Raw genomic sequence first — 15,665 nt, 5'->3', positions numbered from 1 at the left:
CAAATTTCGAAGGAAAAAGAGAAAAACCTAGAATGTTTTTGGGAAAATCTTCCCCAAATGACAGGATTCACGCGCAGAGCGACTGAGAGATTTCTCTCCCAGACAGAGTGCGGATCGAACGATTTACGCGCCCTGCCCTTCCTCGGAGCAAATCCAAAGATAAAAACAAGGAAGCAAGGTCAAAGTAAGGAAGAGTTCACAAAACAACCCTCCCACAATGACTGTGGCCATATAACGTTGGATGTCGGATCCGACCCCATGTCCCAACATAGCGGGGATAAGACCACATAACGCTAGCAAGATTGTCATAATACGAGGTTTGTATTGCAAAACGGCGGCTTCTTTTACTGCGGCAATTCTTTCTTCCAAACTTCCAGTGATGGAATGTTTTTTCATTCGAGATAAAAACAAAACCCCTGTCATGGTGCAGATCCCGAATAAGGAAATAAAACCGATCCCTGCGGAAACATTGAAGTGATACCCTCTCAGTGCGAGAAACACGACTCCTCCCGTTAAGGAAAAGGGAACACAAATCATGGCAGTCAAAGAATATCGGAAATCTTTGAAATGAAAATACAATAGAATGAATACCAAGAAGAATGTGATAGGAATGATGATCATCAACCTGTCGCCTGCCCTTATTAAATTCTCGTATTGACCTCCCCATTGCAGTTCATATCGTTTATCAAGAGTCACTTTTTTAGAGACTTGTTCTTGAGCTTCTTTCACGAACCCGGCTTGATCTCTTCCTCGAATATTTGTGCGAACGGAAATCACCCTTCTGTTGTCGTTTCTTTGGATGATGGTGGGGCCGTCCTTTTCATCTATATAAGCAAGATCTTTCAAAGGCACGAAGGCTCCGTTTTCCGATTTAATCAACAGCCCTTCCAGCGCCTTTATTGAATTTTTATAAGAGGAAGGATAACGAACTACAATCCCGAAACGCCAAGCATCTTCATAAAGAGTGGAAATTTCTTTACCTCCGATGGAGGCTTCGATCATATCTTGGATCTCGCTGATATTGATTCCGTAACGGGCAGCTTCCCTTCTTTTGATTTCGATCACAACTTGAGCTTGAGAAGCTTCTTGTTCGATGGCACCGTCTACAGAACCGGGGATGGAACTGATCACGGAAAGAATTTCATTTCCCAATTCTCTCAAACGAACCAGATCCGTCCCCGCAACATGAATGGCTAAGTCGGCAACACTTCCCGTCGCAGATTCGGCCACATTGTCCATAATAGGTTGGGATAATAAAAATTTGACTCCTGGAAAAGTTCGGATCAATTCGGATTTGATTTCATCAGCTAACTCTGCTTTGCTCTTTCCCGATTCCCATTCCTCATAAGGATATAAACCTACAAGTATCTCGATTCTGTTGGAACCGTAAGGATCTGTTCCATCATCATTTCTTCCCAATTGGCTTACCACTAAATTCACTTCTTTTTTCGAAGAGATCAATGATCTGGATTCGTCCGAAATGGTTCTTGCAGTTTGTAAAGAAATTCCCGCAGGGAGAAAAGCGCGTATATTCAAGGAACCTTCATCCAATTCGGGGAGATATTCCACACCGATTCGATAGAAAGTGATGCTGAAGATAAAAAAGGCGATACTAAAGCCCAAAATCGCATACTTTTTGAAATGAAGAAAAAGTTTATCGAGAAGAAGGGAATAATATTTTTCCATTCTAAGGTAAATAGGATTCTCCCATTCCATACGGGACGATTTAGATTTTCGAATCGTGTAATATAATAAAATGGGAACAATGGATAGAGTCAATAACAGTGAACCGCCGATCGCAAAGGAAAGAGTGTATGCCATCGGGGAAAATAGTTTTCCTTCCACCCTTTGCAGCGAAAAAATAGGGAAGTAGGATAAAATGATGATCAATATGGAAAAAAATATTTCTTTCCCGGTGTCTTTAGAAACAGCAATGAAGTGGGCTTGGTTTCTATCCTCCGGTTTACGTATGGAACGAAGTAAAGCTTCCACCATCACAACAGAACCATCCACTATGATCCCGAAGTCAATCGCACCTAACGAAAGTAAATTGACTGGAATCCCTGTGATGTACATCATCCCGAATGCGAATAAAAGGGAGATGGGAATGGTAGTCGCGACGATCAATGCGGTCGACCAACTTCCCATAAAAAAAATCAGAATGATCAAAACGAATAAAATTCCTTCCAATACGGTTCTGCCGACGGTTCGAATGGTATGATCCACCAAATTGGAGCGGTCATATACCAGAGTCAGCTTGGCTCCTTTAGGAAGAATGTTTTCGTTGATGTCTTTGATCTTCTTTTTTAGACTTTGGATCACTTCCGTAGGATTGGACCCTCTACGCATAACAACCATTCCCTGCACTCCCGAGGGATTTTGGACTTGGATTCCGTCTTTAAGATAGTAATAACCTAAAATTCCGGACGGTGGTTTGTATCCTTCTTCCACTCTTCCCAATTGGGATAAAAAAACGGGAACTCCCCCGGAATTTTTAACTACGATCGATTCCAAATCATCTTTCGAACGAATGGCACCCATACTTCGGATCGCTAAACTCTGTTCGCCGGAATGGATATAGTTTCCTCCCGTATTATAATTGTTTTTCTGAATGGAATGCACTACATCATCCAAACTTAGATTCAAACCGTACAAACGTTCCGGGAAAACGACTGCATGGTATTGTTTGGAAAGTCCTCCGAAATTGATCACATCGGCGACTCCTTTCACTTGCAGCAAACGGGGAATAACGATCCACTCCTGAAAGGTTCGTAAATCCGTTTGGCTATGATAGTCTTCCGACTCGATCACATAACGTAAAATTTCGCCGACAGGACTCGTAAGAGGAGCCAAGTCGAAATCAGCTCCTTCCGGAAGATCAATCAAACTGAGCTTTTCTAAAATTCTCTGCCTTGCAAAATAATCGTCCGTTCCGTCATCGAACACCAACTGATAGACACAAAGACCGAAGATTGTTTTGGAACGCCTGCTGATCACTTGAGGAACGGAACCTAAGGCTCTTTCCAAGGGTAAAGTAATGAGTTGTTCCACTTCCAAAGCGGCACGCCCGGGATACCGCACAATCACTGTTACTTGGGTATCTCCGATGTCTGGATAAGCCTCTTTTTTGAGAGCCTTCCAAGCCCAAAGACCTCCCAAAATGATCATAATCGTAAAACAAATAGTGAATACTTTCTGATTTTGGCTGATCTCAATGAATCTTTCAATCATGCTTATAATCCGAAACTGATTCCTTTTAAGAGGATGACGCTTTTTACGATCACCTCTTCCCCCTCTTCCAAGCCGGATAAGATGGAGATTTCATTGCCGGAACCGATCAAATACTTCACTTCCCTGCGAAGGATTGTTTTTGAATCGGCTTTTACGAATACATAATCTTTTCCCTCCACGCTTACGACGGAGGTTTTGGGAAGTATCAAAAGGTTTTCGGTTCGATCACCAAACTCTACTTTTGCGAACATTCCCGGAAGGATTTTTTGTGAACCCACTTTCAAAGCTACTCTGATTTTTGCCGTACGAGTTGCACTATCCAAACTGTCCCCGATAGCTTCCGCCTTTCCCACAAAAACCTTGTCCGGATAAGCGGAGAAAGTGATGTCCACGCTTTCTCCCACTTCCACTTGAGACAATTGGGATTCGGGAAGTTCGGAAACGATGATGACCGTGCCGGAAGAATAAGATTCCAATTGGATGGGATTGAAGCCCAAACTTCTGAGTTTGGATTCTTTCTCTTCTATGTCTGCGATGCTGTCTGTGAGTTCCGCCTCAGCTTCAAACATATCTTTTCTCGTAGCGACTCGGTTCTCGAACATATCCTTCACACGCTCTATGTTTTTTCTGGCTTTTGCCAAATCGGTTTTTGATTTTTTATAACTGGCATATAAAGATGCGATTTCCGGGTTTTCGAATAGAATCACTTTTTCCGTATTACGAACAGAAGACGAGATGCTGGCGATCACATGAGCCGTAGCCAAAACAGAAAGGAACCCCTGTTGTCTTTGTAGAACGATCGACTCGAATCGGTGCATCGATTCTTCACTTGAAAAGGTGATTGTTTTTCCGTTGTTCGTTACGGTTGGAAAACTGTGGTCTACCACCGATTTTTCCTCTGACTTGGAACAAAACAGAAAGAATAGAAAGGAAAAAAGGATGAAAACGTTTCGCATTTTAGTTTTTCTCCAATTCCAAAAGATTAAAGCCGACGGAAAAATTCAAATTCTCGAAAGACTGAAGCCTTTCGATTCTCAAATTCAGAAACTGCTCCATACTTTGTCTGTATGCGTCGAAAAAATCGGCGAATTCTATGATTGTAATATAACGTTTCGTATAATTTTTCAACATAACTTCCGCTAAAGAATGATAGTCTACGATAAAGTTTTTGGCGTAAGATTGATACACTTTATCTTTTTCGAACGCCTTTTTCCAGGATGCATAGATTTCCTTTCTCAATTTATTTCGAACGATCTCCTTTTTCACTTCCGAAGTCTTTACGGATTGTTCGGCGGACTTGATATTTCCTTGGTTTCTATCGTTGATCGGCAAAGCGATGCTTGCGGTCAGTGCGTAATAGTTTTCAATATAACTTCCCTGCCTGTCCCATAGGATTCCCAAATTCAAATCGGGAATCACTTCCGCTTTCGCAAGAGATAAGTTGGTTCTTTCGTATTGAATCATCAAATCGGCAATTTGAACATCCGGACGATTTTTTTCTCCCCAATCCTGCAGGTCCGTAACATTCAAAGAGAATATATCTAAACGATCCAAGCCGGATTCATCCAATTCCAATACGGGAAAACGGTTCGATTCCGTTTGATTCAAGAGCAGTCTCAAACTATCTTCTTGTTCCTGGATTTTGACGGAAAGATTCGCACTTTCATTATCGAGTAAAAATAAAATCGCCTTGAGCCGCATGATTTCACTGAGGGTCACATCCTTATCGGAATAGGATTTTTCCATACGAGCAATGGTTTCCGAAATGGAACGGCTGCTGCCTTTGTAAAACTCCATCATCTCACGATAGTAGTAGAGGGAAAAAAAGGCGGATCTAAGTTCGAATTTTAAAGCACGGGTAAGATCATATAACTCATATTCGGTGATTCCTTTCAACAGTGATTTTGCTTGGATTCGTTTTTCTCTTTTTCCTCCCAATTCGATCAACTGCTGAAACGAAACTACAGACTGCCCTTTGCTGGTTACGTCGAAATAACGACCAGTTTTCCAATTATAAACATTCTGTTCTATATAAAGATTCGGATTCTGCCAAAGTCTTGCTTGCAAAATCTGAGCACGGGAAGATTCGATCTCGTATTGTTTGGATAATAAAAATAGATTTTTTTCCTGAAATTCTCTCTCTATTTCTTTAAGAGATACGGAAAAAACGGGGGAACGGAAGCATAAAAAACAAATGATCGTAAATAGGGAAACAAATCGATTCATCATCATCCCAGCTTAGTTTACTTATTCAGAAACAGTCCGGTTCTAGCAAGTAGATAATTGAAAACGAAGATCCGAATCGAAAACAGCATATCTTCCGAACAAAGAACGGAAAGATATGCTACTAAAAAAGATAAGGTTATTTGGAAGGGTGAAATTCCTTTTTAAATCTGCCTTGAGAATAACTTTCTTTAGAATATAAAATCGTTCTATGTTTTCCCAGGATATAATCTTCCACCATATTCCCGTAAAACGGGCTTCCCAGATTTCCGCTATTTCCTATCGGCAGTTGAGTGACGGAATCGCCAAACCTGCCATAATCGATCACTCTTCTTTTGGATGGGCCCGCCATTGCGGTCCAGTCTTCCTTCATTAATTTATACTTCAAATTATTGACGACTTCCGTTCCTCCTGCGGAAGGAAGAGGACCGACGTCGAAAATTTTTCCCAAAACAGGAATCACCCCGAGAGGATGAGGATGTTTGATTCGATATAAATTTTTCCATAACCATAAGGAAGGAGACTTGGAAACGTTTTGTTCCAAATAAACAGCAGTGTCCTCCAAAGATTTTACGAAAATATCTTCTCTGGTTTCTTTTCCTTCCGTTCGGAGATCATCCCAAAAAAGAGAATCTGGATTTTGCACGAATGCTCTGTATGCATTCAGGAATTCCGCAAAATCTCCATACAACTCAAAGTTCTTTTCGCCTAACTCATCGATCAGCATATTCTTCAAAGTCAAATAAAAGAATACGTCGTAAACTACAGCGCCTTGCGAATCTGGATGATGTTCGAAGTTCCATTGTTTCAGAATGGACAACGCTCGTTTTGCGGGAAGGGATTTGACTTTCTCGAGCGCAGGAAGGGCGATCTCCAGATATACGGGAGCAAAAGAAGCAACTGTATCTGTCTGTAAGGAAGCAAGTTCCTCCAAAGACCATTTTTCCTGACGCCCCAGAACATCAACTAACCTTTGAAAACGATCCGCTGGTTGCCAGTTTCCTTCCGGAAAACCCAAACCGGGAATCGGACGGGAAGTCACTTTATTATTCGCAGTGACAATGATTCCATTTTGAGGGTTGATGAGTTTCGGGTTTTGGCTGGAAGGAAGATAACCGATCACATCGTTTTCTCCCGTAGCGCCTTCCAAAATTTTACGGGAATTTCCGGATTTTAAAATAGGGAATCTCCCTACGGAATAATAAGCGATATTTCCTTTTGCATCCGCATAACTAAAATTAAGTCCGGGGGCTGCGATCAAAGAAGAAGCGGAATCGAGTTCCTGAAAACTTTTCGCCCTTCCCATTTGGAACAATACGTCCAAAAGAGGATTCGGAAGATGATGGTGTGACCAATACAAACTGATCGGCCGATCTCCCGTGTAACCTTTGATATGCTCCGTTAGTATCGGACCGTGAGGAGTGATTTTTACTTCGAAATTCTCCGACCCTCCTCCTTTTAAAGAGATCGGATCGGAATAAACCTGAATCGGAACTTGTTTTCCTTTTTCCGTCACGAAATTCCCTGATACGGTCTCATAGTATAGATTGACGTCGTCATGTTCCAACATAGTGAGACCCCACGCCTTATCTTGATTATGCGCAATCAAAGGGAAAGGAATGATGGCTAAAAAATAACCGTAATTTTCGTAACCAGGGAAACGAATATGAGCTTCGTACCAAGTTCCCGGATTGGAAAGAGCGATATGAGGGTCGTTGGCAAGAACCGCTCCCCCGCTGGAAGACCTGGACGGAGCCACAAGCCAGGAATTACTTCCTTCCATCGGCTCGATAGGAAGATGTAAATTACTCACGACATCTAACAACTCGTAAATACCGGAAACATCTTTCAAGGGTTTAGATAAAGAAGCTTGTGCTTTTTGTTTGAAAGAAGTTTCCGGAAGAGGAGTTTTTTTCGCCCCGGAATTTGTCGCCAATCGGGGAAAACCCGGTTGTGATTCCAAAATGGTAGCATTCTGTTCAAAATCGTAACGAGGGAATAACTCTCCTACCTTTCTATCCTTGATTTGAGATTCCAGGATGGAGAACAAACTGTCCGATTTGATTCCTTCCGCAAAAGAAAACCCCATATAAAACAAAAATGAAATCGCATCTACACGGTTAAATGGTCTAGGAGTGGTTCCTAAAATCGTATATTCGATCGGATAAGTTCCTTCCGCTACGAAGGCATTGATCCCTTCCAGAAAGGAATCCAAGTTTTCCCATGCCTCAGGATGGATCTTCTTCTCCGCATTCGCATACTCTTCCGCTGTTTTTTTCAAAAGAAGGGTTTTGAGAAATTTATCCGTCTCTAATAATTTTTCCCCGAAAAGTTCTGTCAGTTCCCCTCTTCCGATCCTTCTTTGCAGCTCCATCTGAAACAGACGATCCTGCGCCGTTACATAACCTAACACAAAATAGGCGGATTTCGCATCCCCTGCTTCGATATGAGGAATTCCATGTTTGTCTCGAACCACAGTGACTTCCGAACTTAAGTAAGGATGCTGCACCGTTCTTTCATAATCGGGAGCTTTGGAAGCGACTAGTCCCCAAAAGATAAAATGGAGAATCACAGGGAGTAATAATAGAAAAAGCACCCCTCCCGAAAGGAAAGGGCGCTTTTTTAGAAGGGAAAAAGTATTTGTTACGATTGAAAGGTTCATCACCTAATCCTAATTACTGTAAAGATTTCAACTGCCTAATGCGGTCTTGTTTATCCTGAGAATCATAAGCCGCTTTGGAGAAGGTTTCTACCTGATAGAATTTAGTTTTGTATTCGTCTTTGTACGGATACACTAGTTCTCTATCCGGCTCGGTGGTTTTGGCTGCTTGGAGTTTTCTTAAACCTTCCTCTCCTTGGTTGTACCAATCCGGATCGATCGGAAGATTCACTCTATGCCCCCGGAATGAAGTAGCAAGGAACGGTCCGTCCAAATCCTTATCTCTCAGAATTTTTCCGAAAAAGATGAATTCAACTTCATTCGAGCCTGCTTTTAGATCACCGTCATAGATGGCGTAGGCGATGTATTCTCCGTTTTTCTCATCTTTCAGATTCGCTTCCAGATGATATTTCCCTTTTCTGTAAACGTTCACAACGGCACGTATCACAAGAGAACCGTCCTGCAAACCGTCACTGAACACTCCGTTGAATTCGGCAGGGATGTTCGGAGAAGAAAAGAAACTACTGGTAACGGTAGTTTTGTGTCCTTCCGGTCCGTACGTAATGTCCGCAACGAGAGACATCTGTCCCCAATCCGCTTTCGCAGGTTTCCATGAGAAAGTAAAGATATTGTCCCCTCTGGTTTGATCTCCGTCGGTTCCGTTATCGTTTACGGAAGCACTTACGACTCCGTATCTTTGTCCTTCCCATTCCCTGAATACCTGATGAGAGTCTATGGAAATTTTAACACGATTGCGGGCTTTATCCCTACACTCCAGTGTAACATACATTAAATCTCTATTTCCGATGACGGCCCAAGTTTTAGGCTGAAACAAACAGACGTATCCGTTTCCTTCTTTGGTTTTGGGATCCAATTGATAGTCGGGAGAATTTTCCACGATAAAAGGAAATGCCAAATCGTGATTCAAGATGGACATAGGCCGGGAATAAGGAGGGTATTCCGCCCATTCTAAGTATTGGTCCAATACATATTTTGCGGTAGCTCCGTCATTCGGAACCTCTCCATAACCGGAATCTCCGCCCGGGCCTCCCGCATAATCACTGCTGGTAGGATCGGAATTACTAGACATCATTTCTTGTTTCGATTTTTGTCTTTTTTCGGAATCGGAATCACTTCCTTCCTTAAAAACAAAGAAAAGAACTGCCACGATCAATAACAAAACAACTGCTAGATACACACCGTATCTACGAAAAAGATCCATACCCTAAACCATCCTTTTTTTGAAAACGGTTTAGAGGCTGGGTTATAAATTGCGAATGTAAAGTAAAATTTATTCTTCTTCGAGAAGGGCGATGCTAGAGGAAAGAGTTTCCGCAGTTTCAAATTCTTTCCATGAATGATAATGATCACCGATAGATTTAGGATAAGAAGAAAGCCCTCCCCATCTTTTCCAACCGCCCAATCCTGCATTATAAGCCAAAAGAGCATCTGTAGGAGATCCTGTTTCCTTCATCAGATCGTTCAAATAAAGAACTCCCATCTGCAGATTTGTATGAGTGTCGAATAAATCTTTTTTCTGAGAGTATGGAATTCTTTTGGTTTTGGAAAGCCATTTGGCTGTGGCGGGCATGATTTGCATATAGCCCAAAGCCCCTTTGTGAGACTTAGCGGTTCTTTTGAATTGGGATTCGGTTTGTACCACACCGATGAGAAAAGCGACCTTATCTATTTTTTTCTCACCTGCGAAACGGGAATTTTTAGGAAATACCAAAAGATGAGAAGTGGTAAAAAGAGACTGTGCTAAATTCTTTCTTTCACTTCGAGAGAGAGAAGGACGCACTTTTCCGATATACTCTCCGATGCGAGCAATCTCTCGTTCTTGGGTTCTAAAATCGGATTCGGAACTGGTTTTTCCGTAGGATTCGAATAGAAAGAGGCAAAGAATCAATCCGTAAGAAAAGATTTTTACCGTTTTTTTGATTTTTTCAAATTTCATTTTTCGCTCCCGTTGTGCACCGCACAACGTTAGGACCAGTTTTTTATGCGACGCACAATCGTCCAGCACTTTAGTGCAGCGCACTATTCGCTTTTCTATCCTCTTTTTGTTTTTGATTTGCCCTCCCCTTCCAAATCGAGAAGATCTGAGCGAGGCAGAGCTTTGTTCCTAAACTTCTATAGTTTCTACTATTTTGGGCTCTGCCTGGTGAGTGCGACCGCCTTCCTGTATTTTTTCTCGGAAAGAAAGACTCTACCTCGGTCTTTTCTGGGATTTTTGACCTTTTTGGGCTGTTTGTTTCTTTGGTCCCTGACCTGGGCCATCTGCAATTCGTTTTTGAGTCCTTGGACCGCCTATGTATTCGTATTCTTAAAAAATCCTGCAGTCGTTTTTTTGGGAAATTCTCTCATTGCCACTGCATTTCATTTCCAAGGAGACAACTTCCCCCGACAGAGAGAAATCGTAGGCAGAATTTCTTTGGCCCTCACCCTGTTTGCCATTTTGGGGAACGGGGTCGGATTTTTTTTCAGAGAGATCAAATTCGAAACCAAGATGGAGTTCTATGTTCCGGAACAATCCAGCTCCCATTTTTGGGTACAGATGAGTATCATCATCATCGCATTGACTCTATGCATTCAATTGATCGCCACATTGACGGTTCTTACGATCAAACTCATCCACTCGAGCAGATCGATTCGGATCAAAATTAGAAACTTTCTTTTTGCGATCCTTGCGATTTTTTCCTTAGCCGTAGCAGATATGTTAGTCGATCTAGGCTACATAGAAAAAAGCACTTACCTATTCATCTTAACGAACGTCACGATCATAGCAGTGACTGTCATTATCCTTTCTTCCTTAAATCAGGAAAACATTCCTTCTACGGTCGGATTCAAAGTGATGACGTTTAATATTACTTTGATGTATCTCACTTTGTCCGTAATTGCAAACATTCTGTTCAATCGTTATAAAATCGATTTCCAAACGGATATGAACAGAGAAAAGGAAATTGTTCGTTCTCAAATAGAAAGAAATAATTTTTATCCCATCATCTACCAATCCGATTTGGTGATCGATTTGGAAGCGAAACGATTTCGGATCAATAAACTGCAAAAACCTTATTCCGATCTGAAGATTCCTGCGATGGATTCCATACCTTTTTATGAATTCAGGATCTTCCAACTTTATCCCAATCCGGACGGTATTTTTTGGGTCAGCAGTTTTTATGCAAATAATACAAGTTTTATGACTGCGATCTCTTATAGAGATTATAGAAAAAACATAGAACCGATCGTGATTTGGCTCATCATCACTCTTCTCATTTCTCTTATGCTCGTTTTTTTACTTTATCCTTTGCTTCACAAAAAGAACATAGTTGAGCCTTTGAACCTGCTTTTGGACGGAATTAGAAAGATGCAGAAGGGAGACTTGGATGTTCGGGTAGAGGTTCTTACTCAGGATGAAATCGGGCAGATCACATCCAGCTTCAATCAGATGATCTATCGTGTGAAAACGTCTCATGACGATTTAGAACAGAAAATTCAAATGAGAACAGTAGAACTTCACGATAAACTCAAGGAACTGAAAGAAACCCAGTCCCAACTGGTTCTTGCGGAAAGAATGTCCACCTTGGGAAAGATCGCCGCAAGTGTTGCTCATGAAATTAACAATCCTTTGGCGGCAATCAAAGCCAGTGCAAGTTTCCTTAGATCCGAAACCGTTTTATCTCCTCCGTCTTCCGAAAAAGCACAAGATGCTACAAACATCCGTATTGCGAACGAACTGATTTTCGGAAACAAACCCAAATCGAATCTGGAAGGCGGTAAAAAAATAAAAAAGAAAAGGGAGATGGAACGTTTTTTCGAATCGCTAGATTATCTCGATCCTGCGGGGCTTGCGGATACTTGTTCCGATTTAGGAATCGAATCCATCGAAGAAGAACATAAAAGTTTATTTCAAACCGAAGCGGGCAAGGAGATATTCGTTCGAACTTTGGAAAGAGCTCAAGTCATGTTTCATCTTTCCATCATAGAGACCGCAGTCAAAAGAGCTTCGAAAATCGTATTTGCATTGAAACATTATTCCTATGCTGGTCCCAAAGAAAACAAGACCGTTTTTTCTTTGATGGAAGGAATCGACGCTGTGATCGTTATGTATTCCGCCACTTGGAAACAAGGAATCGAAATAGAAACGGAATATTCGGATGAAACCACTGTATTAGGTTATCCGGACGAACTTGTCCAAGTTTGGACCAACCTCATATACAATGCAGTGCAGGCCTGTCCGCCCCATAATGGAAAGATTAAGATCCAAGTCTCTCGAACGGATCGAGACGCTTTCGTTTCCATCCGGGACAACGGCAACGGAATCTCCCAAGAAAATTTGGATCTGATCTTCGAACCTTTTTTTACCACCAAAGAATTGGGAATGGGAACCGGGCTCGGCCTTCCCATTGTCAAAAAAATCATAGAAAATCATGAAGGGGAGATCTCTGTGGAGAGCCAGCCGGGAGATACGATCTTTCGGATCCGGCTTCCTTTGCACCTGTAGCGCCCTTTTACCCCACAGATTCGGCTTTTGCCCCTCCATATTTAACATCGTTATCTTCGATGGTGGCAAGGTTGTGAAAAATTTATGACATTTTTTAGAAAAATTCTTGCCTTATTTTTGCCAAGGATATAGAACATTTTAAACAATTCATCGGAGAACAGAAATGCAAAAGCGAACACTATTACTTGCACTCACTACTGCTCTGACCCTGGCATTCGCAGGTTCCATCAGCGCACAAACTTACACGGTCTTCATCCACGGAAAGTCTGGATCTAACCACAATGGGGTAGGTACCACAGACGTGAACAATTATTGGGGATCTTCTCATAACTCCGTATCCGGTTCTAAAATCTTCATCGGTTATGATGGAACTTCTGATCCAAGAACTTATGGATCTTCTCGTGCACAAACAAACATCACTACTGGACTCACAAACTACTGTAAAAACGGTAAATCTTGTAAAATCGTTTGCCACTCTGCAGGATGCTATGCAATCGAATATTGGTTGTCTAACCTCGGTGGAACTGCTTCCTCCAAAGGATTCAGCATCACAAAAGTAACTGCTCTTGCTGCTGCTTCCGGCGGATCTGAGCTTGCTTCTGCTCTCAATGGAATTACATTCGGTTTCGGTGGAAACGCAATGGATAAGTCCCTCATCGTAGGAACTGCTCGCGGCGCTTTCAACCACAACAACACTGGCGGAGTAGGTATCTACCACGTTCCTGGTTACAAAGGTATGATCGGTGCTTCTTTGATTCTTCCTGGTGAAGACGACTATGCGGTTGCTTACCACTCTTCTTGCGGTTACAACAAAGCAGGTGGTTTGGACAAATGCCAAGCTTCTCTCACTCAAAGTGAAGGAATCTGGCCTTTCAACTCCAACGTGACTTACACTCAATACTCAGGTCACTACAGAGCTCCTTCCTTGTCTGCAACTGGTTTGTATCTAAACCACTCTGAAATCAAGAACGAAGGCTGGAGATAGGATTCTCTTTTTAGTATCTCTATTTTCTCTCCAAAGAAGGTCAGCGGAAACGCTGGCCTTTTTTTTTGCCTTAGTCCTCGCTTTTGTAGGAACTCCTACAGCCTCACCTCTTCAACTCCCTCCCAATTCACATAAAAAACATATTTATAAAAAAAATTTGACACAATTGACGCATTTATCTATAATCAGCAAAAAAAATAACAAGGAAAATTGCAATGCGAAGTACAATTTTAGGAATGGTGACCATCCTTTTTGCCACTGGCCTCAGCGCCCAAACTTACACCGTGTTCATTCACGGAAAATCCGGCTCAAACCACAACGGGGTAGGTACCACAGATGTGAACAACTACTGGGGAACCTCTGCCAATACAGTATCCGGTTCTAAAATTTTCATCGGTTACGATGGAACTTCTGATCCAAGAACTTACGGAACTGCTCGTGCACAAACAAACATCACCACAGGACTCACGAACAATTGCAAAAACGGTAAGTCATGCAAGATCGTTTGCCACTCTGCAGGATGTTATGCAATCGAATATTGGTTGTCTAACCTTGGCGGAACCGCTTCTTCCAAAGGATTCAACATCACAAAAGTAACTGCTCTAGCTGCAGCTTCCGGCGGATCAGAACTCGCATCTGCGTTAAACGGTGCCACTTTCGGTTTCGGTGGAAATGCAATGGATAAGTCCCTTATCGTAGGAACTGCTCGTGCAGCGTTCAATCACAACAACACTGGTGGAGTTACCATCAATCACGTTCCTGGTTACAAAGGTATGGCGGGACCTTCTCTCATCCTTCCTGGTGAAGATGACTATGCGGTTGCTTACCACTCTTCTTGCGGTTACAACAGAGCAGGCGGATTGGATAAATGCCAAACTTCTATCGTAAGCGGAAGTACCACATACACTCAATACTCCGGACACGTAAGAGCTCCTTCCCTCACAGCAGCTGGTCTTTACAAAAACCACTCTGAAATCAAAAATGAAGGAACTAGATAATCGGAAAACCGAACAACTTCTCTGATTGAATTTATTTTGAAAGGTCGGCAGGCACTCGCCGGCCTTTTTTTTGCCCTGATGTCTGCTTTTTTGTAGGAACTCCTACTCCCCTACCCCAAACCTCAAATTTGGAAATTTATTTCCGCCTTTTTTAAAAAAATGTTGCCACATTTGTAACATTTTCGTCTTATTTGAACAGAATACTCTTTCAGGAGAAAAAATATGCGCAGCATATTCACAGCACTGGCAGCCCTTCTGTTCACAGCAGGAATCAGCGCCCAAACTTACACCGTGTTCATTCACGGAAAATCAGGTTCAAACCACAATGGCGTAGGTACCACAGACGTGAACAACTACTGGGGAACTTCCACAAGTACAGTTTCCGGTTCTAAAATCTTCATCGGTTACGATGGGACTACTGACCCAAGAACTTACGGAACTGCTCGTGCACAAACAAACGTCACTACAGGGCTCACAAACTATTGCAAAGGCTCAAATTCTTGCAAAATCGTTTGCCACTCTGCAGGATGTTATGCGATCGAGTTTTGGTTATCCAACCTTGGCGGAACCGCTTCTTCCAAAGGATTCAACATCACAAAAGTGACTGCTCTAGCTGCTGCTTCCGGCGGATCCGAACTCGCATCTGCATTGAACGGTGCCACTTTCGGTTTCGGTGGAAATGCAATGGATAAGTCCCTTATCGTAGGAACTGCTCGTGCAGCTTTCAACCACAACAACACCGGCGGAGTAGGTATCTACCACGTTCCTGGTTACAAAGGTATGGCGGGAGCTTCTCTCATCCTTCCTGGTGAAGACGACTATGCGGTTGCTTACCACTCTTCTTGCGGTTACAACAAAGCAGGTGGTGTAGACAAATGCCAAGCTTCTCTTACACAAAGTGAAGGTGTTTGGCCTTTCAACTCCAACGTCACTTACACTCAATTCACAGGCCACTACAGAGCGCCTTCTTTGACTGCGACAGGATTATATCTAAATCACTCTGAAATCAAGAGCGAAGGATATCGTTAAGATCTAATTTCTCATTTCTGAAGAGAAAGCCCGAAC

10 protein-coding genes are annotated in these 15,665 nt (G+C 42.4%); 4 read left to right on the top strand and 6 right to left on the bottom strand.

All coding sequences use genetic code 11. The features are described 5' to 3' along the window. Nucleotides 1–123: 123 nt before the first annotated feature. From EHS15_RS02495 to EHS15_RS02470, 6 genes are all read right to left on the bottom strand, one after another. A complete protein-coding gene (locus EHS15_RS02495; protein ID WP_135758961.1) occupies nt 124–3,231 on the bottom strand; it encodes an efflux RND transporter permease subunit in 3,108 nt (1,035 codons plus the stop codon). Nucleotides 3,232–3,233: 2 nt separating this feature from the next. Further along, nucleotides 3,234–4,187 (bottom strand): efflux RND transporter periplasmic adaptor subunit, encoded by a 954-nt coding sequence (locus tag EHS15_RS02490; protein WP_135758960.1) that lies wholly within the window; start codon nt 4,185–4,187, stop codon nt 3,234–3,236. Nucleotide 4,188: 1 nt separating this feature from the next. After that, a complete protein-coding gene (locus tag EHS15_RS02485) occupies nt 4,189–5,463 on the bottom strand; it encodes a TolC family protein (RefSeq protein ID WP_135758959.1) in 1,275 nt (424 codons plus the stop codon). Nucleotides 5,464–5,593: 130 nt separating this feature from the next. Further along, the gene (locus tag EHS15_RS02480; RefSeq protein ID WP_135758958.1) at nt 5,594–8,116 is read right to left on the bottom strand and encodes a penicillin acylase family protein; all 2,523 of its coding nucleotides are present in this window, start codon (nt 8,114–8,116) and stop codon (nt 5,594–5,596) included. A gap of 13 nt (nt 8,117–8,129) precedes the next feature. After that, nucleotides 8,130–9,335: a hypothetical protein gene (locus tag EHS15_RS02475; RefSeq protein WP_135758957.1), complete on the bottom strand. Its 1,206-nt coding sequence runs from the start codon at nt 9,333–9,335 to the stop codon at nt 8,130–8,132. A gap of 69 nt (nt 9,336–9,404) precedes the next feature. After that, a complete protein-coding gene (locus EHS15_RS02470; protein ID WP_135758956.1) occupies nt 9,405–10,070 on the bottom strand; it encodes a transglycosylase SLT domain-containing protein in 666 nt (221 codons plus the stop codon). A gap of 276 nt (nt 10,071–10,346) precedes the next feature. Here EHS15_RS02470 and EHS15_RS02465 point away from each other — a divergent pair, with 276 nt between their 5' ends. The 4 genes from EHS15_RS02465 to EHS15_RS02450 all read left to right on the top strand — a co-directional run bounded on the left by EHS15_RS02465 (nt 10,347) and on the right by EHS15_RS02450 (nt 15,629). Beyond that, nucleotides 10,347–12,617, top strand: a complete 2,271-nt coding sequence (locus tag EHS15_RS02465; RefSeq protein WP_246051862.1) for an ATP-binding protein — start codon at nt 10,347–10,349, stop codon at nt 12,615–12,617. Between the two features lie 163 nt (nt 12,618–12,780). After that, nucleotides 12,781–13,602 carry a hypothetical protein gene (locus EHS15_RS02460; RefSeq protein WP_135758954.1) on the top strand — a complete coding sequence of 274 codons (822 nt, stop codon included), beginning with the start codon at nt 12,781–12,783 and terminating at the stop codon, nt 13,600–13,602. Between the two features lie 215 nt (nt 13,603–13,817). Then, the gene (locus EHS15_RS02455) at nt 13,818–14,600 is read left to right on the top strand and encodes a hypothetical protein (RefSeq protein ID WP_135758953.1); all 783 of its coding nucleotides are present in this window, start codon (nt 13,818–13,820) and stop codon (nt 14,598–14,600) included. A 222-nt stretch (nt 14,601–14,822) separates the two neighbouring features. Next, nucleotides 14,823–15,629, top strand: coding sequence for a hypothetical protein (locus tag EHS15_RS02450; protein WP_135758952.1), 807 nt, complete (start codon nt 14,823–14,825; stop codon nt 15,627–15,629). Nucleotides 15,630–15,665: the final 36 nt, after the last annotated feature.

Source organism: Leptospira idonii (genome assembly GCF_004770995.1).
In the GTDB taxonomy this organism is placed as follows: domain Bacteria; phylum Spirochaetota; class Leptospiria; order Leptospirales; family Leptospiraceae; genus Leptospira_A; species Leptospira_A idonii.
The sequence above is the reverse complement of the archived record's forward strand: the minus strand, read 5'-3'. Positions and strand labels throughout refer to the sequence as shown.